The sequence below is a fragment of the Pseudoalteromonas sp. SWN166 genome (genome assembly GCF_015864485.1).
In the GTDB taxonomy this organism is placed as follows: domain Bacteria; phylum Pseudomonadota; class Gammaproteobacteria; order Enterobacterales; family Alteromonadaceae; genus Pseudoalteromonas.
In genome coordinates this window covers 60,396-85,295 of sequence record NZ_JADYXB010000007.1, presented here as the reverse complement: position 1 = coordinate 85,295, position 24,900 = coordinate 60,396, and the positions used below count along the sequence as shown (strand labels likewise).

The following is a 24,900-nucleotide window of genomic DNA, read 5'->3' as shown; positions in this document are numbered from 1 at the left end:
GTTTACAGGAACTCCTCGCCACCGCCGCCGCCCAGCTGAATTTCACCTGAGTCAGATAAACGACGCGCTGTTGATAAAATCTCTTTTTGCGCCGCTTCTACTTCGCTTATACGTACAGGTGCCATAGCTTCTAAATCATCAGCAAGCATTTCGGCTGCACGCTTAGACATATTGCCCAGTATTTTATCTTTAAGGGCATCGTCGGTGCCCTTAATTGCTTTCATTAATACGTCTTGTTGTACTTCTCGTAGGATTGCTTGAATACCACGGTCTTCAACATCCATTAAGTTTTCAAATACAAACATTAAGTCTTGAATTTGCTGCGACATCTCTTCGTCGTGCTCACGTATAGAGTCCATTAACTGCCCTTCTACGTTGGTATCTAGGTAGTTTAAAATATCTGCGGCAGCTTTTAAACCACCCATTTTTGCAGCTTGTGCGCCAGCTTGGCCGGCAAATTGTTTTTCCATGATTTCGTTTAGCTCTTGCAGTGCAGCTGGCTGAACTTCTTCAAGGTTTGCAATACGCATGGTTAAATCTAAGCGCACTTTTTCAGGGAATTGCGAAATAATCTCAGCCGACTGCTCTGGCTCTAAATACGACAATACAATGGTTTGAATTTGTGGGTGCTCATTACGAATAATGCTCGCTACCTGTTTTGAGTCCATCCATTTTAATGAATCCAAACCTTTAGCGCCTGAGCCCATCACAATTTGGTCAATAAGGCTGGCTGCCTTGTCTTCACCAAGAGCGGCGGTAAGCGCTTTTTTAATAAAGTCTTCCGACTGAAAACCAATAGTACTAAAGCTTTGAATTTGTTCTATAAACAAGTTGTGTACAGCGCTAATCTTAGCTTGTGATAAATCCTGTAATCCAGCCATCGCCATACCCACTTTTTGCACCTGTTTAGGTTCTAAGTGTTTAAGGATTTGCGCGGCATCTTCTTCTGATAAACTCAAAAGTAATATAGCGGCTTTATCTACTCCATCTAGCTTATCAACATCAAAAGCTGGTGGGAGTTGTTTTTGTTCTTGATCAATCATCTTCTGTTAACCACGCTTTCACTACTTGTGATGATAGTTCTGGTTCGTTAGCTACAAGGGCACGAATTGCTTTAAGTAAATCTTCGTCGCCATGTAAATCCGGTAATTGCAGTGTACCATCACTTGAGAAACCAACCGAAGCAGAATCAAAGTCTTTATTTAGCATATCAAGTGTATTGTCGCCAATATCTACGCCCGAGCTTAATGCATCGTCATCGTATTCTTCTAGTGTATCGTCTGGGTAAATTAAGCGTTTAAGCATTGGTTTAACTACTGCCATTATCAATACAATGATAACTAAGGCTCCCAATACAAGGCGGGCTATTTTCATAAACCAGTCTTGTTCCCACAGTGGCACTTCTATTGCTAAATTTGTTTCTTCACGTACAAACGGCACTGTTACGACTTCAAGTGCATCACCACGTTGCATATCAAAACCCACACCACCTTGTAGTAAGCGACGAATATTTGACAATGCCTCTACCGAACGTGGAGTCATGGTTGTTTCGCCGTTTTCTCCCACTTTAGGGACGTAGTCAACAGCAACCGATACACTTATTCTGCGTATTACACCACTTTGCTGGCGCTTATGTGAAATGGTTGTATCGAGTTCATAATTACGTGTTGCTTCTTTGTGGCTACGTGTTGGAGAAGTAGCACTACCTGCACCACCTTGCCCCGCAACCTCAGGAATATTTGAATTTAGCGGTGGCTGATTTGTAAGCGCACCAGGAATACCAACAGCTAGGCCACCAATGTTATTTTCTTCAAATGTGGTTTCACTTCTTACTGCTGGTAGATCTGGATTATAGCGTTTTTGAGTTTCTTCAATTGAGCTAAAGTCCATGCTCAAATCAACTTGGGCCGTGTAGTTTGCAAGCCCAACAACCGGTATTAAAATACTGTCTATTTTTTCAAGGTACTCTTGTTCGCGCTTACGCTCTAAATCGTATTCTTTACGAGAACGTGCTGCTAATGAACTCTGCGAACCTGAATTTAATAGTCGACCGTTTTGGTCGGTAACCGTAACTCGCATAGGCTCTAAACCCTGTACTGCCGAGGCAATCATATCAACAACAGAGTCTACTTCTTCACGGTCAAGTGAGCGGCCACGCTTAAGTGTTAATACAACAGTCGCTGATGGTTTTTTCTCTCTGCGGGCAAATACGTTTTCTTTAGGAATGGCTAACAATACTTTGGCGCGAGTAATGTTGTTAAGCTCTTCAATGGTGCGAGCTAATTGTTGTTCACGGCCATGTTTTAGGCGTTCACGCTCTAAGCGTTGGCTTACACCAAAGCCCATATCTTGCATAATGATGTCAGAACCCGACGCAGGACCTTGCTCTAACCCTTCGCGAGTCATTAACAATTTAATATTTTGGTATTCACTTTCGTCAACCGATACAACATTGCCATCTAGTTGATATTCAATTTGTTGCGCATCTAAAAAGTCTAATGTTTGAATCAGCTCTTCAGTTTGCATTTTGCCCAATGGGCGCATATCTGGCTGACGAGCCCAAATAATAATAAAAATCGCGATAGCTAAACAAATAGCTAATGCTATAACCAGTGTTACTTGGCGCAATACATCAACGCCATTTAAAGCACTTAAATAGCCTGATTTTTGTTCTTGTTGATCATCACCACCACTTTGGTCGATACCGCCACCAGCAAGTGCTAGGTCTGTAGATTGGTTAGATTGCGCCACAATAATTCTCCACTACCTAATTAAACAGGCATGTTCATGATTTCTTTATAAGCTTCAACAAGTTTATTACGAACCTGTACTGTAGCCTCAAAAGCAACTGACGATTTTTGAGAAGCAATCATCGCTTCAGCAAGCGATACACTTCGATCCCCCATTTCAACCGCTTTTACTTTTTGACCCGCATCTTGTTGCAAACCGTGCACTGTATTTAGCGCATCACTTAACATGTCGCCAAACTGGGAAGTAGAAGTAGGCTGAACTTGAGTCGGCAATTTATTAATTTGATTATTACGGCCGGCTTCTAAAGCCATTGATTGCATTTCTTGAAATACAGCACTGTTTTGAATTTTCATAATTTATCTCTGACACGCAGTGAACTCTTACAAGTAATAAAGCACAAAGCATGCCAAATAATTAATCATTTAAATACAGTAAGTTAACTTGTTATTTTGAGAGTCAGAGTTTTGACAACCCTAAGTTCGCAGCGCAAACTTAGGGTTTGTTGGAGGTTATGCAGGGAGTGAAATACCTAAATCGCGCATTTGCGCTAGTTTATAACGTAAAGTTCGCGGGCTTATGCCCAACGTTTCGGCAACGTCTTTACGTTTACCTTGGCAACGTGCAAGAGTTTCTAAAATAATACGATGCTCTTTGTCTTTAAGCTCATCTTTATAACTACCGGTATCTGCCGCTAGTAAGCCTTGCTTAGGTTCAACCTCAACAGGTGATTTTTCATCGTAATATGCAGAGCTTAACGTGCTTTTCTCAATACCTTTATCTGCGTGAGCTAATTCTATTGGTGATACTGTTTGCGACGGTGCCAATGATGGCTCCATAACAAAGTTACTAGGCGCTAAATTTTCGATAAAAATAGCATGCTCGTTTATTGTATCGCCACTTCGCAGTATAAGTGCACGCTGTATAACGTTATCAAGCTCGCGTACATTACCAGGCCACGCGTGAGCCAATAACTTTTGCTCAGCAGCTTTATCTAAATACGCCATGGGCTCTTTGCTTTTAATTATATGGCGCTCAATTAAATGCTTAGCCAACACAATAATATCGCCAGGGCGTTGGCACAATGGTCGCCACATTAGTGGAAAAACATTAAGCCTGTAATATAAATCTTCTCTAAACTGGTTTTTAGCAACCGCTTCTTTTAAATCACGATTACTGGTTGCCAAAATACGTACATCGAGCTGAATTGTTTTACGACCCCCTAAACGCTCTACTTCACGCTCTTGCAGTACGCGTAACAGCTTAGCTTGTAGCCCTAAGTCCATCTCAGTAATTTCATCAAGTAAAATGGTGCCGCCTTGTGCTTGCTCAAACTTACCCGGACATGCTTGAATCGCGCCCGTAAAAGCCCCTTTTTCATAACCAAATAACGTGGCTTCGAGCATATTTTCAGGTATGGCTGCACAGTTAATCGCCACAAATGGCTCATTACATCGGCTCGACTTATCATGAATATAACGAGCAAGTACTTCCTTACCAGAACCACTTGGACCAAGTACCATAACACTCGCATCAGAGCGTGCTACTTTACTTGCAAGCTCTAATAATTGAATACTGGTTGGGTCGGCAACAATAGGGCCGTCGGTTTCTTTTGCTTTTTCAGGCAAATAACGGCTCACCATATTTAATAACACTTCAGGTGCAAATGGTTTTGCCATGTAGTCAATTGCACCTAGGCGCATGGCCTCAACCGCATCGTCAATTGTGGCATACGCCGTCATCATCAATACAGGTAAATCAGGGTGGTTTAATTTAATACTGCGTAGTAAATCAAGCCCACTCATTGCGCCCATTTGCACGTCGCTTACTACAAGCGAAAATTGATCTTTTTTAAGCAGTAACATTGCTTGCTCAGCACTGCTGGCTGCAACACATGCAATACCCGACATTTCAAGGGTATCTATTAAGGCCTCTCGAAGCCCAGCGTCATCTTCGACAACTAAAATAGTGTTACTCATAATGACCCCTCTAATTTAGATGTTGCCTTAATAGGCAGTAACAAGCTAAAGCAGGCACCACCCTGCGTATTATTAGTCACATCAACACGGCCTTGGTGCGCACTAGCCACCGAACTCACTACAGCAAGCCCTAAACCTGTGCCCTGACTTTTTGTAGTAAAAAATGGTTCAAAAATTTTATCGCTTTGGCTTAAATCAACACCTGGCCCATTGTCGCTCACACTAATGCGAACCATATCTAAATCTTTTAAATCTCTTTGTGCGCTAATTTTTACTTTTGCACCGCCGCCAATAACTTGAATACTATTGTGCACAAGATTTTGAATAGCACTGGCCAATGCCGTTTTATTACCGACTATTTGTATATCTGGCTCTGGTAAGCTTACATCCAGCTCACTTTCATTAAGTGCGACCATCGCATCAGCGCCCGCTTTAACTTCTGTTAAAAGCTGCTGCATTGAAACTTGCTCAACCACTTGCTGATCGCCACTTTTAGCAAATAACAGCATGTCGTTTACTTGAGTTTCTAAATCTTTTAAGCGCGACATTAACTTTGTTTGAAAGTTATCGCGTGATGCCTCAGGTAAGCGTTTTGAGCCTAAATTAGCAGCGTACAGCATAGCGGCTGAGAGCGGCGTACGTACTTGGTGCGCTAACGACGCAACCATTTTACCCAGCGCGCTTAAACGCTGCATATGTGCAACACGTTTTTGTAAGCGGCGAGTTTCGGTTAAATCCGTCATTAAAATAAGTTGCCCAGGCTCTGGTGCTAAAGCTGTAATATCAAGTTTTATTAAGCGCCCGTCTTTTAAAGACACTTCATGACCATCATCTTGATGTGGCCTAAAAGAGCGCTGAATTACGTTAAACCAGCGTTCGCCTTCAAGTGGCTCGCCAAGCATATCAATCGCTATTTGATTCGCTTTTGCAATCAACCCTTTGCCATCAAGTACAACCACGCCTGCTGGCATGGTATCAACCAAATGCGAAAGCCAACTTGCTTGCTTGCGCAGATCGCTTAATTCACCAATGTACTCCTCTTGAAGTAAACATGGGTTATACTGATTTGCAGAAAAAAACTGTGGTTTTAGCACGCTAGCAAGGGCCATAATCAAATCTCGAATTGATGTAGATACATGTCTAAATGCACGATTTATACCAAAATTTATTTACATACTTATCATTAAGTTACATCAATAATTTGAGCGACATAAAAATGACGCACACAAAAAGGAATAATAATGAGTGAGCAAATAAAGTGCCGTTGCCCGTGGCTCGACACCACTAAACCCGACTACGTTATTTACCATGATAAAGAATGGGGCGTCCCTCTTTATGATGATACAAAGCTGTTTGAATTTATCACTCTAGAATCCGCGCAAGCAGGCTTAAGCTGGTACACAATTTTAAAAAAACGCAGCGGTTATAAAAAAGCATTTGCTAATTTTGATGTAAATAAAGTGGCACAATTCACACAAGATGACGTTGACAGATTAATGCTTGATGAGGGTATTGTGCGCAATCGCTTAAAAATTGCGGCAACTGTTAACAACGCTAAATGCTTTATAGAAATACAAAAAGAATTTGGAAGTTTTAGTAACTACCAATGGCAGTTTGTGGGTAACAAGCCCCTGATAAGTAATTTAAATAACGTTGAGGATTATCCTGCAATTACAGAGGCATCAACCGCATTTGCTAAAGATTTAAAAAAACGGGGTTTTAAGTTTTTAGGACCAACCACCGTTTATGCCCATATGCAGGCCTGCGGAATGGTTAATGATCACAGTAATGATTGTTTTAGAAAAGAAGAAATTATTAAGGCTTTTAGTGGTGAGTAAGCAGGTAAATAGGTAGGTAAGTGATTAAAAGCTGCGCTTTTCGCGTGAGCAAGCTCTACGCCTACAGCCAAAGCTTAAGCTTGTGTTTATCTTGTAGACGCGCTGCTTGCTTGCGTGATGGGCAAAGCCCATGAAGTGATTGGTCACAAGCAGTGATTAAAAGCTCACGCTTTTCACGCGAGCAAGCTCAGCGTCTACCGCCAAGGTTTAAGTTTGCGTTTATCTTGTAGACGCGAAGCATGCTTGCGTGACGGGCAAAGCCCGTAAATTGATTGGTCACAAGCAGTGATTAAAAGCTGCGCTTTTCACGTGAGCAAGCCCTACGTCTACCGCCGAGGTTTAAGTTTGTGTTTATCTTGTAGATACCATCTCTCATTTTAAGCTTCAAGGTCGTATTTAACTTTCTTGGAGCTTAAACGCTTCTTGGTTTTTTATTACACCAAAACATATATGAATGAGCTTTCGCATATTTGCACACACAGCTTGCATCGGTGTTTTACCATTATTTATTAACGTTAACTTGTGTCTCTTTATTGTTTTATTCCATTGCCCTGCAACAATGGCCGCCATATAAAGTTTGCATCGAATTCTGGCTGGCCCAAGTTTACTGATTGATGTTCGCCCTTTTAATTTACCCGATTCATTATGCCTTGGGATTAATCCACAGTAAGCCGCCGCTTCTTTGGCTTTATTAAATTTTTTAGCCGCAAACAAATACGTCAGCTCTCTCGATAATACGGGTCCAATGCCAGGGATAGACTCAAGTAGTTTCCTGTTTCTTTTTAAATCAGGTTCATTATCTATGTGGTTATCAATGTCAGATTTAAGCTGTTTAATTTCATCGTCTAAAAACGCGATAGTCACTTTTATTGATTGGCAAACACGCGCAGAAACGTTGCTGAATTCGCTTGCCTCTAATCGGTTAGCTTCTCGTTGTCGGTTACTCTCAAGCGCATCTAAACGACGAATAAGAGCTTTAAGCTCTCTAACCTCTAATGCATCAGGTTGCCAATAACTAACGACTGCGTGCTTAGCACAGCCGTAATGGGCAAGCATCGTTGCATCAGACTTGTCTGTTTTATGAATTATGTTTAAAGCGTCTGCATACTTTTTAGCTTTACCGGGATTCGCTAGAATAATATTAAAGCCTTGCTCGTGTAAAAAATACATCAGCGCCTCATGATAAACACCCGTTGGTTCGAGTGTGATAACGAGCTCATTAGCAGCGCTTTTTGTTGTATTTAAAAGCCATTTTTCTATTGCTAAAAAGTCTTGGCGCTTGTTTTTAAATACTTTTGTTTTAATCTTATTTGTAAGCTGGTCTCTCAACCACGATAAATCAATCTTCTCTTTACTAATATCAATGCCGATAAACATCATCTCTACTTACTCCCCTTGTACATACAGCATCTACTTAAATAAAAGTGTGCTTGGATACCATTCAGTTTCTGAGAATAGAAAGTCAGGGCTTTATCTACGGAGCAGTATTAAATACTAGACGCAAAGGCAAGCTCACTGACTTCGATGTGATAAATGATAGCTAATCATTTATCAATGAGAGATACAAGACGCGAAGCTTGCTTGCGTTCAAAAATGAAGTTTTTGGGATGGGTGTTTAAATAATTAAAAGCTTCGCTTTTCACGCGAGCAAGCTCTACGTCTACCGCCAAAGTTTAAGTTTGCGTTTATCTTGTAAACGCGCTGCTTGCAGGCGTGATGGGCAAAGCCCGTAAAGTGATTGCTCACAAATGAATAATAAATAGCGAAAAGTCTTTCACCATTTGCATACTGCTAATCTCGTGAAAGATTATACTTTTTCATTTTCTCAACGAGTGTTGTTCTGCGTACACCTAATATTTCTGCAGCACGCGCTACAACGTAATCATAGCGCTCTAACGCTTGGGTTATTAAGCTTATTTCGAGCTCGGCTAAATAGTCTTTAAGTTCAATACCATCATCTGGTAATAACCCACTACCCGTTTGGCTAAACTCAGCGTCAGGCTCACTTTCGTAATCACTAAAACCGGTGCTAAATATGTCGTTAAAGGCGTCTTTTTCCATTAACTCTTCAGGGTATTCAGGCTCGTAGGCTTCAACTTCAATGTAACGATATTTGTTAGGTAAATCGGGAATATCGACCACTTTCTCAGGAAACATAATAACCATACGTTCCACTAAGTTAGCAAGCTCACGAATATTACCAGGCCAAGCATGTTCTTTTAAACTCTCAACTGCGCGCTCAGTAAACTTAGCGGTAGAACCAGTCTGGTCGTTAACACGGCGCATTAACTCTTTTAAAAGCAGTGGTATATCATCAGCTCGCTCACTCAGCGATGGGTTTTCGATAGGGAATACATTTAAGCGATAATATAAATCTTCCCTAAAACTGCCCTCTTCAATCATTGTTTCAAGATTACGATGCGTGGCCGCAATAACGCGTACATCAGCCTGAATAGCCTTTGTACCACCAACACGCTCGTAGCTGCGTTCTTGCAATACTCGCAGCAACTTAACTTGCATTTGCAGTGGCATATCGCCTATTTCATCTAAAAATAGTGTACCGCCTTGAGCTAGTTCAAATCGCCCTTTACGCGCCGATATAGCACCCGTAAACGCGCCTTTTTCGTGGCCAAATAGTTCGCTTTCGAGCAGCTCTGCCGGAATAGCACCACAGTTAACAGGTACAAACGGTCCATTAATACGCTTTGAAAGCAGGTGAACATTACGGGCAACCACTTCTTTACCTGTGCCTGATTCGCCTAAAATTAAAACATTAGCGTCGGTTTTTGCCACTTGTTCAATTAAAAAACGAACATCTTTTACGGCCTCTGTTTCACCAACAAGTCCGTCAAAAATTTTATGTGGTTTAGTATGCTTATGCTCATTAGGCAGCATACGCTGATACTGCTGGCAATCGTGGAGTAACTGAGTTGTCACTTCGTGATTAAATGGCTCGCAAATAAGCCCCACTACATTAGCGATACTTAATAGTGGTTTTAGCGTTTCGCCAATTAATAAAAAGGGTAGAGTTGGATAGCGTTTAATTAAGCTTTCGTGGTCAAGTGATTGCAACGCTCCTAAAATAATCATGCATTCTTGCTGCTGATATTTTTTACATTCTTGTTCAAAGCAGTCTTCGCTTAATAGTTGAGCAGCTTCACCAATAAAGCCAAGTGAAGCATTTAATCCTATTGCGCGGTTGTTATTATTATCTAAAATCAAGATCATATTTAGCGAGCCGTACTTTCACTAATTTGTATAATTAGTTAAATTGTAAGCCAGTTCAGAATGGATGCAAGCGATAGCGGCAGTTTTTTGACATAAACGCCAAAAAACAGACGGACTAGTTAAGTCAATCATACTTAATAGTTAATCATTAAGTATGGGTTATGGTTTTAACTTAGTTATTGCTTAGCTATTACCTAGCTATTACTTAACTATAACTTAGCCCTAAAAATTAATTTACTCAGGAATAAAAATGCTATTGTTAGTAAATAAACTCAATTATAAATTTAAGTTGAAGTTACAAATGCCGATACATAGATAAGCTAAAATGCTTGGCATTAATATTGCTATGTTCTTATAAAAGTATAAAAGCTTTATTAAATTTTCATATCAGTTTTATATAGAGTTTTTTATATTAGCTTTCACATAATTTTATTGTTTTAAATTTTAGGATTTTCCATGGCTCACATCTCAGTAAAAAAATACGGTCAAGTTCGTGCTAGTAGTATTGCCGAAATGACTCCTTACGAACAAATAAATCTTATATTCAGTAATATTATCGGCCGTTTAGCGGCAACAAAAGGGTTTATTGAGCGCAAAGAAATAGCTAAAAAAGGTGAAAACATTTCAGCCTGTGTTTTATTATTTGGTGCCCTACAAGACGCACTTAATTTAGAAGTAGAGCAAGACCCTAGTATTTCTAACAATTTATTGGCACTTTACGATTACTGCCAACGACGTTTAACGCAAGCAAACATAAACAACGATATTGAAGCAATTACTGAAGTATCAAGTATTGTTAAAGAAATTAAAGAAGGTTGGAATAATATTCCGCTAGATCAACGCAGCCCTGCGGTTTAATTTAAATTATGAACTCGCCAACATCTTCGCAGCAACTAACAAGCCATGCAGAGCAAATACAAGCACTGCTTAGTAAAATTGAAGTGTTAGTAAATGACAATAATGCAGACGAAGCTCCGCCTTTTTTAGACACTTTAAATGCTAAACTAAAGCAATGGTGCGAAAGCAGCGACGGCCCAAGCGCAGAGCAATTAGAATTAATTCAGCTTCGTATAAATACTATTTTAGTAAAAGCAAATAGCGCTAAAAACGAATCGTCAAAAGCTATTATTAAACAAAAAAAATCTGGCAAGGCAATTAAAGCTTATAAAGCAGCCAATTAAAATCCACCTCAAGCAGTAAACATAAAAAAAACCGTTGTAAATAACGGTTTTTTTATGTTTTTTGGTTTAGCTATTAAAACTATATGCTATTTATATATTAAGAGTTATCTCGTACAACCCCAGGCATATTTTCCAGCTGAGCTTGAACATACGTACTGGTGTTATTCAGGCTTGCCACTAATAAATCCATTGCGTTATATTGAGCGTATAAACGAGATGATAGTGACTCCATTTTACTGGCAAGGTCCAAGCGCTGGTCATCTATGTCATCAAGTTGGTTTGTTTTGCTGTCTATGCGGTTTTGGATAATACCGTCAGAGTCGGTGTAAAAGCTCAGCTTTTCGTCAAACGATTGTGCAAATCCATCATCGTCATTACCTACAAAAAACTGCTGCACTAAATTTACATTAGCGTCTATTTGCTCATCTAGTGTTTCTGTATTTAGGGTTAAAACACCGTAGCGGTCTGTTTCGACACCTAATTGCGAAAGCGATAATGAGTTACCATCACCTAAATCAACGGGATTTGTTATTTCGCTACGCAGCTTTGACATAACACCACGAAGTAGCGAGTCACCAGCCATAACGCCTGCACCACCTTCGCCGGAGGCACCTAAATTATTGCTCAGCTCTAAGAGTTCGTTGTAACTTGTAATAAAGCTATTTAAGCCTGTTTTAATATTATTATTATTTTCGGTAACCGATATATCGCTTAAGTCGTCATCAGTGGCATGCAACTTTTTAGCGGTAATATCCACGCCATCAATCACATTAGTAAATTCATTAGTATTGCTTGATACAGTTAACGTGCCATCAATTGTTATTTGCGCATTTTGCGCCGCGTTTACTTCGGTTAAGTTTGTAGTATGGTTTAGTGGGTCGGCGTCAGACACATCGTAAGCTAATCGAGAAAGTCCACCTGTATCGGTATTTGTACCGTCATCGTCTTGTACAGTAATTGTTATTGCGTTGTCTTCACCGGTTTCTTTACTGGTAAGTACTAAATGCTGACCGGTATCACTGGTTATTATAGTTGCAACAACAGAATCATTACTATCACTGCCAGTAAAAGGGCCGTTATTAATTTGGTCGCGTAAATCTTCTAAGGTATTTGTAGCCGATAAAACAGTAGAGAAACTATTGTCGCCCGAGCCTATTGTAATAACACCCGCGCCAATTGCCTCGTCTGCTGCAAACGCAGGGGATGACAACTTATGAGCTTGTGCTAAGGCATCCACTTTTACATTATAACTACCAGGCTGCGCATCTTTATCTGAACTAATTGATATAAAATCATCATTACCTGATGCGGTTCGCTTTTGATAATTATCACTATCACCCAATGCTTCCATTGAGGTTTGTACTTTTTCGAGCGCCGACTTGAGTGCTCCAACGGCTGAAATATCTGTAGTTAATTTGCCTTCAGTAGTATTTAAACGAGCTTCAGCAGGTGCTTGCTCAGCATTTACTAGTGCATCAACAATGTCTGATACAGCTAACCCTGAGCCTAAACCAGTAAACGAAATAGCCATACTTCACCTCTTAAATACTTAAAATAAACTAACTTAAAATAGCAATGTGAATAACTTACTAAACTGTTTGATCAATCAAAATACCTGCCGACTCCGACAATTTAGAAACCAAACTTAATACTTCCTCAGAAGGGTATTGCTTAATAACTTCACCACTGTCTTTATCGAGTACTTTAATTACATCACGACCTGAATCTTCATCCACTTTAAATTGCAAACTTCGGTTCATTTCGCCCATAAAGTCCTGCAATTGTTGCGCCATTTGTTCTAACTGTTCACGCTCTAGTGGCTGAGCAGTTACTTCTTGATTATTTTTTTCGTATTGATTTTGCTGTAATCGTTGTTGATTTAGAGTATCAGCTTGCTTTACATCGTCAATAGCACGCTCCGTTAGCGAACTAGCCGCCTGAACAACCACTTTATCTTCACCCGCTAGCGGAGTTGGTAATGTAACTTCTGCATTGGAATTAATAGTATTCATAACAGATTCCTATTTCTAACTTAATTAAATCAACAATAGCTTAGTTTATACCCTTAAACCACAAAAGGAGGTAGCTAAAGCCACCTCCTTTTTTGTAAAACTAATACTGACTTTATGTACTAGCTAGCTAACCATTAAGCTATTACTTTAACTTATTAACCTAATAAGCTAAGTGCTGCTTGTGGTAACTGATTAGCTTGCGATAAAATAGACGTGCCCGCTTGTTGCAATATTTGGTTTTTAGTCATTTGTGCTGTTTCTGTTGCAAAGTCGGTATCTTGAATACGGCTACGAGATGCTGATACGTTTTCTTGAATGTTAGCAAGGTTACTAATTGTATGACCAAAACGGTTTTGAACCGCACCTAAATCAGCTCGTTGAGAATCAATATCTGCTAAAGCTGCGTCAATTACAGCAATTGCACTCTGTGAACTTTCAGCCGTTTTCAGGCTGACATTTTTTACAGAGTCAATATTTGAATCAGTTGTACTACTAATCTCAGCTGCTGCAGCTCCTGATATTTTAAAATTATCACTAGAGGTTAAGATTATTTGCGAATTAACAACTGCACCACCTGCATCACCGAGTGTGCCATCAAGCTTTGCTGTACTATCAGTATCTCCCTCTAACCTTACACCAGCAACGCCGGTTTCAGTGATAGTAATCTCTCCAGCATCTTTATCATATGATGCATTTATTCCTGATTTACTAAGATCAGATGCTAATGCTGACGTATCACCTTTATAATCAGCTAAATTAAATTCTTTAACGCCTACAGTCAATGTACCAACATCGGCAGAGGATAATGCAGATAGTGTTGCTGTTACACTCGCTTCAGCTTTTATTCCTGTACCTGCAATATTAATTTTTTTCGCTGCAGCCAGAGCATCTAACCCAGTCATATTAACATCTTCTGTTTTTATTGAGCCAGATAAAGTTATATCAGTAGTTACAACGCCTGCAGCAAATGAAGTACCTGCTTTTACTGTATTATCGAACACCGAACCTGTTTTATCCCCGCCGAGTGCATTTTGCCCTAAAGCATCAGCTCCAATATCACTCAAAGAAATATCTATTGTTTCATTTGCATTTGAGCCTACCTGAAAAGATCTCGTACCAAAATCGCCATCAAGCAGTTGTTGACCACCAAAAGAAGTCGTTTTTGAGATACGTGTCAACTCTTCTTGTAATGCAGATACTTCCTTTTGAAGAGAGTCTCTATCATCAGAACTATTAGATCCATTAGCTGATTGAAGAGCTAGTTCACGCATACGTTGTAATATGTTCGTCGATTCTTGCATTGCACCTTCAGCTGTTTGCGCCATTGAAATACCATCGTTAGCATTACGCTGAGCTACACCTAAACCAGTTATTTGCGATGTTAAACGGTTTGAAATTTGCATACCTGCCGCGTCATCTTTTGCGCTATTGATACGCATACCTGATGATAGGCGTTCCATTGACGTTGCTAAGTCGGAACCTGATTGCGATAGATTACGTTGCGCGTTTAGTGAAGATACATTTGTGTTTACTGAAATCATAATAAAACTCCTGATTACTTTCGTAATGTTGCTATTTTAATTTAACCAAGAGCTGTCACAAATGTATGCTCAGCTCCGTACTGATTAAGTTAACGGCAGGAGGTAAATTATCTTTAGGAGTATTTTAAAAATAAATTAGTTTATTTGTTCAATAAAGCATAACTAACTGTTTTAAAATGAAAAGTAGTTACTTATTAATTTTTATTATCTCAATAAACAAAAAAAACGCACTTTAAGTTGAAGTGCGTTTACATAAACAGTGACTAGTAAACTAAATAGTTAACCACCTAATAAACTAATGGCTGCTTGCGGTATTTGGTTTGCTTGCGAAAGTATTGAGGTGCCCGCTTGTTGTAATATTTGATTTTTAGTCATTTGTGCAGTTTCGGTCGCAAAGTCTGTATCTTGGATACGACTACGTGACGCAGATACGTTTTCTTGAATATTAGCAAGGTTATTAATTGTATGACCAAAACGATTTTGTACCGCACCTAAACCAGCTCGCTGCTCATCAATTTGAGCAAGTGCACCATCAATTATAGATATTGCACTTTGTGAGCCCAGCTCTGTAGTCAGATCAATATCGCCTACATTGTTTAATTCAGTAGCTGCCGATACTGCTGTTCCAGAGCTTGCATCTAAGACAGAAAATGTTTTAGAGGATGATAACAATACTTCTGATGAAGTAATAAGCACAGGATTAGCCGCTGCGGCCTCTGCATTAACTAGTACACCTTCTTTTAGTTCAGTGTTATTTCCTGAAGAGTCTTTAAAAGTAGCGAAATTATCAGTTGCTACATCACTGTTAGCATAATTTGCAAGAGTAATATCTACACCAGCGGTACCTCTTAAAGTCAGTTCACCAGTACTACTATCGTGAGTTGCTGTGATTCCTGTAGTACTACTTTGAGCATTTATAGCTGTCTCAAGAGCTGACTGATCATTAGTAGTTACGCCTAGTGCTGTAATTGGTGTACCGTTTAAACTAAAAGATATATCACCACCTAAATTTGGAGGGCCAAGCATGGCTTTAGTTTGAGTTGCTGGAGTCACTACAGTCGCTTCAGAAGTTACATCCACTATCAAACCTTCTGTCAGTATAGTGTTATTACCTTGGGAGTTTGTGAAAGTAGCTGTGTTATCAGTTGCTACATCACTGTTAGCATAATCTGTAAGAGTAATATCCACACCAGCGGTACCGCTTAGCGTAAGATCCCCTGTGATAGTATCATGGGTTGCTGTTATTCCTGTTGTACTACTTTGAGCATTTATAGCCGTCTCAAGAGCCGACTGATCACTTACAGTTACGCCCACAGCTGTAATCGGTTTACCGTTTAAGCTAAAAGATATATCACCATCTGCATTAGGAGGTCCTAATATTGCTGTAGTTTGAGTGGTAGGATACTCTTCTATTTCTACCAATGATGCAGTAATCCCATGCTCATTACTGAGTGCATTTATTGCCTCTGCTTTTTCAGCTGCGGTTGCACCAGGCTCAATAGCTACATCTGTATTAATATCGCCCGTAGTAAAGGTAATATTGCCACCAATAAGAGTGTCTATTCCAACAGTACTTTGATACATCCCTATTTTTTCTGCAGCTGTATTACTCAAGCTAATTGAAATAGTTTCATTTGCATTTGCACCGACCTGGAAACTTCTAGTCCCGTATGACCCATCTAATAATTGCTGACCACCGAACGATGTAGTGTCGGAGATTCGAGTTAATTCTTCTTGTAAGGCTGACACTTCTTTTTGCAATGCATCACGGTCTTCACTTGAATTTGAACCATTAGCAGACTGCAAGGCAAGCTCTCGCATACGCTGTAGTATATTAGTCGATTCTTGCATAGCGCCTTCTGCGGTTTGCGCCATTGAAATACCATCGTTAGCATTACGCTGAGCAACGGCTAGGCCATTAATTTGCGACGTTAATCTGTTTGAAATTTGTAAGCCGGCTGCGTCATCTTTCGCACTATTGATACGCATACCTGATGATAAACGCTCCATCGAAGTAGCTAAGCCTTCGCCAGATCTTGTTAGGTTACGTTGTGCGTTTAGTGACGACACATTAGTATTTACTGTTAATGCCATTTTACCATCTCCTAGGTTTAAACAGAGTGTGGTTCAACACGATTTAACAGGAACCACTGTTCGATAATTTCTTACAATAAGAAAAGCATTTACTGTGCCAACTTTGATTTATTTTTAAGTTGTTGTTTTTAAATGAAAATAAATAAATTATTGAATTATAAATAAAGAGTGAAGTTATTTAGAAAGGAGTGACAATTTTTTGCCGCTTTAAAGTAGGTAAAGCGGCAAGGTATTTCTGCTTATAACTTGCTTATAAGTAATCGAATAACGAGAGGTTAGTTAAACGGCCAAAAGTTGCTTGCGATGCTTGCAGTGCCGTTTCTTGTTTGGTTAGTTCGCTAATAGCTTCAGCCATGTCTACTTCTACTAAATCAGAAAGGTTACTTTTGTTTTGAATATCTTGCGCAAGGTTAGAGTCGCTAACGCTATCAACTGCGTTCATACGCCCACCTAAACTTGCTTGGGTAAATACTACTTGTTCACTGGCATTTTGTAATTGAACCAAGCCATCGGCTAACACTTCTTGAAAATCATCACCTTCAAGTGTGCCATCATTTAAACCTGTAATAAGTGATTGTAATGTATTGAGTACATTTTCTTTGCCTGGCTTTTCAAGGCTAAAATCAAGCTGGCCAGGTGCTGAACCTTCAAATTCAATCTTCATACCTGCAAAATCGATTGGCTCATCTGTAACTTCGCCTGTTACTGCAGGGATTAGTGCTGCGCCGTCTCGGTATATTTCGTAGGTTTGTGGATCTGTTGCTGTAGCACCTGGGCTTACTAATACACTAAATGTATTTGCAGTTGCTGAAGCTGTTGGGTCTGCGTTGTAATTTGCTTGATGAAATTTATCAAACTCAGCTTGGCCGTCAACATATACACTTGCCGCTGTAATAGAGCCTGAAAAACTTGCCGTGTTAGATTCTACATTTAATCGCGCGTTAGTTTTTTCAAACGTATCAAAACCGTTATCACTCGCTTTAATCGATACACCTTCAGCTATAGTTATTTGGTGCTGGCCTTGGTCGCCATTATAGGTGTACTCACCCGCTGCAGAATCAAACTGATATGGCTGCGTACTGTCTTGGTATCCTGAAAATATAAATTTACCGTCTTCTGATCGGGTATTCATTAAGTTAGCTAGCGTTTGTTGAATGCCGCTAAGTTCTGATGCAATCGATTTTAAATCGTCTTTAGTGTACGCACCATTACCAGCTTGAATAGTGAGTTCTTGCGCTTGTTGAATATTGGTATTTATACTTTGCAATATAGTTTCCTCTGTTTCGAGGCGTCCACTTAGCTGGTTAATATTTTTAGTGTATTGCTCGTTTGTTTGTATTTTATTTGAATATAGCATTCCTTGCGAAATAGCAGCTGGCGCTTCTGAGGTCGTTAAATACTTTTCACCTGTTGTTACTCGCTCTTGAGCATTTGCAACACCTTGTTGGTTGTCGAGTATTTTATTTATGTTGTTTTGGTACATTAAATTATTTGATAAACGCATAATTACCTCGCCGCATTTAATAAGGTGTCAAAAATTTCTTGAGCTGCAGCTAAAACTTGTGCTGATGCTGAGTATGATTGTTGAAAACGCAGTAAATTTGCAGCCTCTTCATCTAGGTTTACACCAGATAGTGATTCATACCATGCCTCAGATTGCTGTGCTAGAGCGTCAAATGCAGCCCCACTTGTGATTGCTTGGCCAGTTACAACACCTATATCACTCACTAACCCCGAATAAGCTTGGTTGAACGTTTTATGGTTGTCGGCTGTTACTGTTGTTTCTACGTTTAAGCGTACTAATTCGCCATTTTGTAAGTCAGCTAATTTTAAACCATTACGGTTATCGTCAAAGCCGCCTTTATTAAGCTCAAGTGTAAAGGTATCGCCTGTTGCTGGAGTACCTTCTATATCAAAGTCAAAACCATAATCGCTATACGGCGTTCCTGCTTGAGATAAAACATTATTACCAGGGGGCGCTATAGTGACTGCTACATTAGTGCCGCTACCATCGCTAATTAAATAATCATTAATACCGGCAGCTTTAACTATTTTAATATCACCATTAGCAAGTGCTGGTGGATTTACTGGTATTGGTGGTGTAGTAAGTGGTGTTTCTAGAGTAAATCCACCTGAAATGACGCTATTGACCGTACCCGCTGAAATAGTAGCAGTACCAGTATTATCTAAGCTATTTGCTGTACGAATAGGCGATGCGAGTGCTAAGTCTTCTCCGCGGCCTGTTGCAAGCGTGATGCTAGAAGCTGAGTCAGAATTAAGTTTAATTTGAAATTGATCGCCAGTATTACCTTTTTTGGTTGGGTCTATACCTATATTCAATTGTAGTCCGAAGGAATCTTTTACTGTTGCAAGCACTTCTGGTGTTGTAGCCGTTGCCGCTTGATAGGGGACTGCATTTCGAATATCGTCTGCATTTATGATCCCATCGGCTGGGATATCTGCAACTGATGGATCACCTAGCGGCTCGCCTTTATTATCTACTGGTTGAATAGAAACCGATGTCGCACTGGTATAAGTAATAATAAAGTCACTGGCAGGAAGTTCACTGCCTTTACCTGGCTCTACCGTTGCAGTCATACCAGCATCACCAGTATTCGCTTGATAAGCATAAGCGCCAACGGTAGGTATATTAAAAATATTCCCCCCTAGCTGGCCTGTTGCATCCATACCCAATTTGTTTTGCTCATTAAATGCGTCAGCTATCGCTAAGCCCATTTGACCAATTTGGTTTTGCGCAGGGACTAATATGTCATCTCTAAAAGCAAGTAAGCCGCCAATTTTGCCTTTGAGTTTACTTGCATCAACTTCAAGCGGCACTGCTTTGCCACCATTAACGTCAAGCGTGAATTCTTTAAAGTTAGGATCGGGGTCGCCCGTCATCGAAAATAAGTTAAATGCGCCATTTTGCATAACAACTGCTTCGCCTGTGCCCATAAAAACGAGCTTTTCGCCATTTGGACCATCAAGCGTTTCTATGTCTATTAGCTCTGATAAGTCGCGTATCGCTTTATCACGTTCGTTATAGGTAGAGCTCGCATCTGCGGCGTTATTAGTGCCATTAACTGCTGCAATATTTTGATTTAGCGTGCTAATACTTTGAATGAGTGAGTTTGCTTCATCTGAAAATATTTCGAGCTGCTCGTTTACTATACTTTTTTGATCAAGCACGATGCCCGAAAGCCTATCCATTTGATCAATTAAGCTTTGCGCGTCGGTCATTACTAATGAGCGAGCAACGGTAGATGACGGCTGATTAAGCGCTTCTTGCACGTTATTAAATAAAGAGTTAATGCCAGTCGAAAGGTTGTTCGACTCTTCAGAAAAAATAGTATCAACTCGATTAGCCTCAGTAATAAACTGATCGAAAAACGATTTATTAGAGGTGTCACGATTTAGCTGTGACTGAGCAAACTCGTTTAGTAATCGGTATGTTTCGCCTCGCCCCACTTGGTTATCAACCATAGTAGTAAACTCAGTGCGCTCACGTACGTAGCCTTCTGTATTAACATTGGCGATATTTTTACTTGTCGTTTGCAGTAGCTCCGAGCTTGCTCTAACCCCAGAACTGGCAATGTTTAATAAATTAAACGACATGTTACTCTACTCCTTGGCGGATCACGTTTGCCGCAATGTCTTTTAGCTGGCTGCTATTGAGCACATTTTTTATTTTGCTGGCGTAATTTGGATCGGTTGCATAACCTGCTTTTTGTAATGAATCTAAAAAGTCATTTGGTTTTGCTGTATTTTGTAATGCTTCTTGGTAGCGTGGGTTTTGCGTTAAAAAATCAACGAAGTCGTTCACGCTATCTTTAATTGAATCGTAGGCTCTAAAGCTGGCTTGTTTTTTAACGGGTGTGCCTTGCTCAAACTCAAGCGTTACTTTGCTTGCTTTGTCGCCTTCCCAGCTTTTATCTGACTTAATATTAAATAAGTTATTTGAGCTGCCACCGTCACTTTTATTAATAATGTGTTTACCCCAACCGGTTTCAAGTGCCGCTTGAGCAACCATTACCGCTGGGTTTAAACCTATTTTTTGCGCTGCAGTTTTAGCGTGTCCCCACACTGAACTTACAAACTCTTCTGCATTTTTAAATGTTGGGCTATCGGTTTTAGATTCTGCAGTATCGACTTTAGGCTCAGCAATATCGGCTTTAGTACTCTTAACGATAAGATCGGGTTGCTTATTTTTTTGCTCATGAGGAAGAGCGGATCCGACTTGCGTATCGCTAAAAATATCGTTGGTTGTTCTAAGCACAGAGCCTGGCATAAAGTTTTTAGACTCAGGCGATAACTGCTGAACAATTAAATCGGCAAGGCCTAACGAGCCATTTGATGAAAGCTCTGTTGAAAGTTGCTGATCGTGCATTTCTTCAAAAAACTTTACGCCACTTGAATTAAATGGACTGTCTTTGTCTTCAAATGCTTCGTTAGCTTTGCGCATTCCTTTGAGCAACATTTGCGTAAAAATGGCTTCAAATTGTGCGGCCGCTTTTTTGAGCGCAGCTTTAGAGGCATCAGTTGATGCATCGCCACTCGTTAAGGCTTCTTTACGAAGTGAATCTAAGTTGCCTAAATCAAAAAAGTTTTGTTTATCGAGGTGATTAGTTTCCATCGGCTTTTTGACACAAAATGAATAATGCAGTTAAAAATGCAAAAATTGAGCCACTACCGATAAAACAAGGAAGATAAAAATAATAAACTTAAGTTGCTGTAAATAAAAAGCCCTAGCTTCAAAAATATAGGGCTTAAGTAATACGTTATTTATTGACTTGGGTTATTTATATAACAACTAACTGTCCGTTAATTGCGCCGGCTTCTTTTAGTGCTTCTAAAATAGCCATTAAGTCACCAGGCGCTGCGCCTACTTCGTTAATTGCGCGAACTAAATCGTCAAGGCTTACACCTGGATTAAATACAAAGGCGCGCGAGTCGTCTTGGTTTACATCAATAATACTTTGCTGTGTGACAACTGTATCACCGTTTGCTAGCGGGTTTGGTTGCGACACGTTTTGTTGCTCTGCAATTGTTACGGTTAAGCCACCGTGAGTTATAGCCGCAGGCTGAAGCTTAACGTTTTTGCCAATAACAATTGTACCGGTGCGCGAGTTAACTATAATTTTAGCGGCCATGTCAGCTGGTTTAAATTCTAAGTTTTCGAGTGTCGATAAGTACGATACCCGCTGGGATGCATCGCGTGGTGCAATAACACGAATAGAGACCGAATCAATTGCTTGTGCGCTATTTGGGCCAACTAGGTCATTAATTGTTTTTTCTAGGCGTTTTGCCGTTGTAAAGTCTGGGCGATTTAAGTTGAAGGTAATGTAATCGCCTTGCATAAATGGGCTTTCTACGGTGCGTTCAACTGTTGCGCCATTTGGTATACGACCAACTGTAGGGGTGTTAATTACAACCTTACTACCATCAAGGCCTTGTGCACCTAAGCCACCGACAATTAAGCTACCTTGTGCTATTGCATACACATTGCCATCTACACCCTTTAAAAAAGTTTGTAGTAAAGTACCGCCACGTAAACTGCCTGCACTACCAATAGACGAAACCGTAATATCTATTGTTTGCCCAGGCTTTCTAAATGCGGGTAATTCTGCATGCACAGCAACAGCGGCAACATTTTTAATTTTAGGACTTTGAGTTGAAGGTAGCGTAATGCCAAAGCTGTTCAACATGCCTCTAAAACTTTGTTGTGTATATGAGTTTTGCTCGCCAGTGCCAGGTAAACCAACCACTAAGCCATAACCCACTAATTGGTTAGAGCGCACGCCCTCAACCATAGACACATCTTTTATGCGCTCAGCACTGGCAGTAAACTGCCAGCCTAATAACACAACTAAACATAAAGCTTTAAGGCTATTCATGTTGTAACCCTCTAAAATGGAAACAGCGAACTGCTAAAGAAACGTGTAAGCCAACCAGGACTTTGCGCTTCTTGCGTTTGCCCTTTACCTGAGTATTGAATACGTGCATTAGCAATACGGTTTGATTCAACCGTATTATCGGCGCTTACGTCTTGAGGGCGTACTAGCCCTTCTAAACGAATAAACTCTTCGCCGGTATTAAGCGTTAGCCATTTTTCGCCGCGTATAACTAAGTTGCCATTAGGTAAAACGCGCATTACATTAACCGAAATATCGCCCACTAAGCTGTTTGACTGGTTTGATTTTGAATCGCCCGTAAACGACGAATCGCTACCAATACCAAACTGAATACTATCGCCACCTATATTTACAGGTAGGCCACCTAAGCCAATCACTGGGTCTAAGCTTGCGTCGGTTTCTTTGTCTGTTTCTGTTTTAGCGGCTTTTGTTGCTTGAGTAGACTCTTGCAATTTAACCGTAATTATATCGCCAGTACGTAGCGCTTTTTTGTCGGAATATAAGTCGTTTGATGTATGAGTATTAAACAATGAACCTGTGGCTACCAGCGGCTCTAAAATAGGCTCGGGGTACATAGGTGCGTAGTAAGGATCGTCCTGTACTACTTCGCTATTTTGCGTAGACATACAGCCACTTAAAAATAATGTGCCCGCTGCAAATAAAATAATATTACGCATAATTCCCCCTACTCTATTAAAGCTGCTGATTGATATAACTCATCATTTCGTCAACGGCCGAAATTACTTTTGAGTTCATTTCGTAAATACGCTGAGTTTCGATTAGATTTACTAGCTCTTCAGTTACATTTACGTTTGATGTTTCGAGTGAACCTTGAATAATGCTACCTAATCCTTCAACACCCGGGTTACCTTGTACCGGCGCACCACTTACAGCGGTTTCGGTATAAAGGTTTTGACCAATTGGCTCAAGGCCCGATGGATTAATAAAGTCACTAATAGTCAGCTGACCAATGACTACGTTATCGGCTTGGCCTGCAACACGTACAGATACCTCTCCGTCTTGCGAAACCGTAATTGATTGCGCATCGTCTGGTACATTCATTTCTGGCTGAATAACGTAACCTGCGCCCGATGTTACAATTCGACCATCGCCATCGGTAGTAAACTGGCCGTTGCGCGAGTAAGCAATATTGCCATCTGGTTGCAGTACTTCAAAAAAACCTTCGCCAGAAATCATCCAATCTAGTGAGTTTTCGGTGGTTAGCATATTGCCTTGCGTAAACTCTTTTTGGTTGGCTACAACTTTTGCACCCGCACCTAACATTAGGCCCGATGGCATTTCGGTATCTTGCGATGAACGACCGCCCGGCTGATTAATATTTTGATAAAGTAAATCTTCAAATATAGCGCGACTTTTTTTGTAACCTACGGTACTCGCATTCGCTAAGTTATTTGAAATAACCGATATATCGGTTTGTTGGGCGTCTAGCCCCGTTTTACTGATCCACAATGCTGGATTCATAATCGTGTCCTCACTTTAAAGTTAAACAATGCGTAACAGCTGATCTTGACGCTCGTCAATTTCTTCAGCTGTTTTCATTAATTTCACTTGTAATTCAAATTGGCGCTGGTGGCTTATCATGTCGACCATTTCGTGAACAGGGTTCACATTAGACATTTCAAGCGAACCACTTAAAACTTTTACATTGGCAGAGGTATCTACTGTTACATTTGCTTTTGGCCTAAATAAACCATCGTTACCTTTTTCGAGCTGTGAGCTATTTGCTTCAACCACTCTAAGCGTGTCTACTTCTTCTAAAAAGTTAGCCGGTGCGCCTTGTGGTCGAACTTGAATAGCACCATCTTGACTAAACCCTATTTTTTCGACCGGGACAGGTAAAATAACAGGGCCGCCTTCGCCAATTACTTGACGACCACCGCTCGTTACTAACATGCCTTGCGCAGTAATATTAAGCGTACCTACTTTGGTATAAGCTTCGTTGCCTGAGGCATCTTGCACGGCAAGCCACGCGTTATCGCTCATTGCGATATCTAAGTCGCGCCCGGTTTGAACAATGCCACCCGATACCATGTTAGAACCTGGGCGCTCTTGCATTGCAAATACACGTGTAGGCAAACCTTCGCCAAACGCTTGCATAGAACGCGCCTGTGCAAAGTCGGCTTTAAAACCTGTTGTATTTGCATTCGCCAAATTATTGGCTTTAAGCGCAAGCCCCTGTAGGCTTTGCTTAGCGCCAGAGGCCGCAATGTAGACCATTTTGTCCATAGTATCGACTCACATAAAAAATCTCTGAACTTACAAATGCAAAATAGATGCCAGATTAAATTTGACGCAATATTGGGGGGTATTTAGGAAGGCTTACAAAGAGGACTTATAAAAAAGGCT

General features: G+C 40.3%; 21 protein-coding genes. 3 read left to right on the top strand and 18 right to left on the bottom strand.

What is annotated here, in order from left to right; translation table 11 throughout:
* Positions 1-2: 2 nt before the first annotated feature.
* The 5 genes from fliG to I6F49_RS06130 all read right to left on the bottom strand — a co-directional run bounded on the left by fliG (position 3) and on the right by I6F49_RS06130 (position 5,836).
* Positions 3-1,043, bottom strand: coding sequence for a flagellar motor switch protein FliG (gene fliG / locus I6F49_RS06150; RefSeq protein WP_197179245.1), 1,041 nt, complete (start codon positions 1,041-1,043; stop codon positions 3-5).
* The gene (fliF, locus tag I6F49_RS06145; RefSeq protein WP_197179244.1) at positions 1,036-2,751 is read right to left on the bottom strand and encodes a flagellar basal-body MS-ring/collar protein FliF; all 1,716 of its coding nucleotides are present in this window, start codon (positions 2,749-2,751) and stop codon (positions 1,036-1,038) included. The genes fliG and fliF overlap by 8 nt, the downstream gene beginning before the upstream one ends.
* Positions 2,752-2,771: 20 nt before the next feature.
* Entirely contained in the window at positions 2,772-3,104 is a 333-nt protein-coding gene (gene fliE / locus I6F49_RS06140) for a flagellar hook-basal body complex protein FliE (RefSeq protein WP_008168784.1), read from the bottom strand.
* Positions 3,105-3,260: 156 nt separating this feature from the next.
* Complete coding sequence (locus I6F49_RS06135) at positions 3,261-4,727, bottom strand: sigma-54-dependent transcriptional regulator (RefSeq protein ID WP_197179243.1); 1,467 nt, start codon at positions 4,725-4,727, stop codon at positions 3,261-3,263.
* On the bottom strand, positions 4,724-5,836 hold the full coding sequence (locus I6F49_RS06130) for a sensor histidine kinase (RefSeq protein WP_007581877.1): 1,113 nt from the start codon (positions 5,834-5,836) through the stop codon (positions 4,724-4,726). The genes I6F49_RS06135 and I6F49_RS06130 overlap by 4 nt, the downstream gene beginning before the upstream one ends.
* Positions 5,837-5,968: 132 nt before the next feature.
* On the opposite strand from I6F49_RS06130, the gene I6F49_RS06125 reads away from it, so the two are divergent.
* Positions 5,969-6,565: a DNA-3-methyladenine glycosylase I gene (locus tag I6F49_RS06125; RefSeq protein WP_197179242.1), complete on the top strand. Its 597-nt coding sequence runs from the start codon at positions 5,969-5,971 to the stop codon at positions 6,563-6,565.
* Positions 6,566-6,961: 396 nt separating this feature from the next.
* Here I6F49_RS06125 and I6F49_RS06120 read toward each other — a convergent pair whose 3' ends face one another.
* Together I6F49_RS06120 and I6F49_RS06115 are read right to left on the bottom strand one after the other, a co-directional pair.
* The gene (locus tag I6F49_RS06120; protein ID WP_165742254.1) at positions 6,962-7,945 is read right to left on the bottom strand and encodes an IS110 family transposase; all 984 of its coding nucleotides are present in this window, start codon (positions 7,943-7,945) and stop codon (positions 6,962-6,964) included.
* A 411-nt stretch (positions 7,946-8,356) separates the two neighbouring features.
* The gene (locus I6F49_RS06115; protein WP_007581875.1) at positions 8,357-9,793 is read right to left on the bottom strand and encodes a sigma-54 dependent transcriptional regulator; all 1,437 of its coding nucleotides are present in this window, start codon (positions 9,791-9,793) and stop codon (positions 8,357-8,359) included.
* Between the two features lie 456 nt (positions 9,794-10,249).
* Here I6F49_RS06115 and fliS point away from each other — a divergent pair, with 456 nt between their 5' ends.
* Positions 10,250-10,651, top strand: a complete 402-nt coding sequence (fliS, locus tag I6F49_RS06110; RefSeq protein WP_197179240.1) for a flagellar export chaperone FliS — start codon at positions 10,250-10,252, stop codon at positions 10,649-10,651.
* A gap of 8 nt (positions 10,652-10,659) precedes the next feature.
* Positions 10,660-10,974, top strand: a complete 315-nt coding sequence (locus tag I6F49_RS06105) for a hypothetical protein (protein ID WP_197179238.1) — start codon at positions 10,660-10,662, stop codon at positions 10,972-10,974.
* A gap of 97 nt (positions 10,975-11,071) precedes the next feature.
* On the opposite strand, the gene fliD is transcribed toward I6F49_RS06105, so the two are convergent.
* The 11 genes from fliD to I6F49_RS06045 form a co-directional block, all read right to left on the bottom strand.
* Positions 11,072-12,505: a flagellar filament capping protein FliD gene (gene fliD, locus I6F49_RS06100; RefSeq protein WP_197179236.1), complete on the bottom strand. Its 1,434-nt coding sequence runs from the start codon at positions 12,503-12,505 to the stop codon at positions 11,072-11,074.
* A 58-nt stretch (positions 12,506-12,563) separates the two neighbouring features.
* Positions 12,564-12,986: a flagellar protein FlaG gene (locus I6F49_RS06095; RefSeq protein WP_197179232.1), complete on the bottom strand. Its 423-nt coding sequence runs from the start codon at positions 12,984-12,986 to the stop codon at positions 12,564-12,566.
* Between the two features lie 155 nt (positions 12,987-13,141).
* Positions 13,142-14,530 carry a flagellin gene (locus I6F49_RS06090; RefSeq protein WP_197179318.1) on the bottom strand — a complete coding sequence of 463 codons (1,389 nt, stop codon included), beginning with the start codon at positions 14,528-14,530 and terminating at the stop codon, positions 13,142-13,144.
* A 276-nt stretch (positions 14,531-14,806) separates the two neighbouring features.
* Positions 14,807-16,621, bottom strand: coding sequence for a flagellin N-terminal helical domain-containing protein (locus tag I6F49_RS20470; RefSeq protein WP_269435349.1), 1,815 nt, complete (start codon positions 16,619-16,621; stop codon positions 14,807-14,809).
* A gap of 250 nt (positions 16,622-16,871) precedes the next feature.
* Positions 16,872-18,125, bottom strand: a complete 1,254-nt coding sequence (gene flgL / locus I6F49_RS06075) for a flagellar hook-associated protein FlgL (RefSeq protein ID WP_197179231.1) — start codon at positions 18,123-18,125, stop codon at positions 16,872-16,874.
* A gap of 2 nt (positions 18,126-18,127) precedes the next feature.
* A complete protein-coding gene (gene flgK, locus I6F49_RS06070; protein ID WP_197179230.1) occupies positions 18,128-20,236 on the bottom strand; it encodes a flagellar hook-associated protein FlgK in 2,109 nt (702 codons plus the stop codon).
* Between the two features lies 1 nt (position 20,237).
* Positions 20,238-21,254 carry a flagellar assembly peptidoglycan hydrolase FlgJ gene (flgJ, locus tag I6F49_RS06065; protein ID WP_197179229.1) on the bottom strand — a complete coding sequence of 339 codons (1,017 nt, stop codon included), beginning with the start codon at positions 21,252-21,254 and terminating at the stop codon, positions 20,238-20,240.
* Between the two features lie 166 nt (positions 21,255-21,420).
* The gene (locus tag I6F49_RS06060) at positions 21,421-22,515 is read right to left on the bottom strand and encodes a flagellar basal body P-ring protein FlgI (RefSeq protein WP_024592771.1); all 1,095 of its coding nucleotides are present in this window, start codon (positions 22,513-22,515) and stop codon (positions 21,421-21,423) included.
* Positions 22,516-22,526: 11 nt separating this feature from the next.
* Positions 22,527-23,210, bottom strand: a complete 684-nt coding sequence (gene flgH, locus I6F49_RS06055) for a flagellar basal body L-ring protein FlgH (RefSeq protein ID WP_002959418.1) — start codon at positions 23,208-23,210, stop codon at positions 22,527-22,529.
* Between the two features lie 16 nt (positions 23,211-23,226).
* Positions 23,227-24,015, bottom strand: coding sequence for a flagellar basal-body rod protein FlgG (gene flgG / locus I6F49_RS06050; RefSeq protein ID WP_002959420.1), 789 nt, complete (start codon positions 24,013-24,015; stop codon positions 23,227-23,229).
* A 21-nt stretch (positions 24,016-24,036) separates the two neighbouring features.
* Positions 24,037-24,780 carry a flagellar basal body rod protein FlgF gene (locus I6F49_RS06045; protein WP_010553250.1) on the bottom strand — a complete coding sequence of 248 codons (744 nt, stop codon included), beginning with the start codon at positions 24,778-24,780 and terminating at the stop codon, positions 24,037-24,039.
* Positions 24,781-24,900 lie beyond the last annotated feature (120 nt).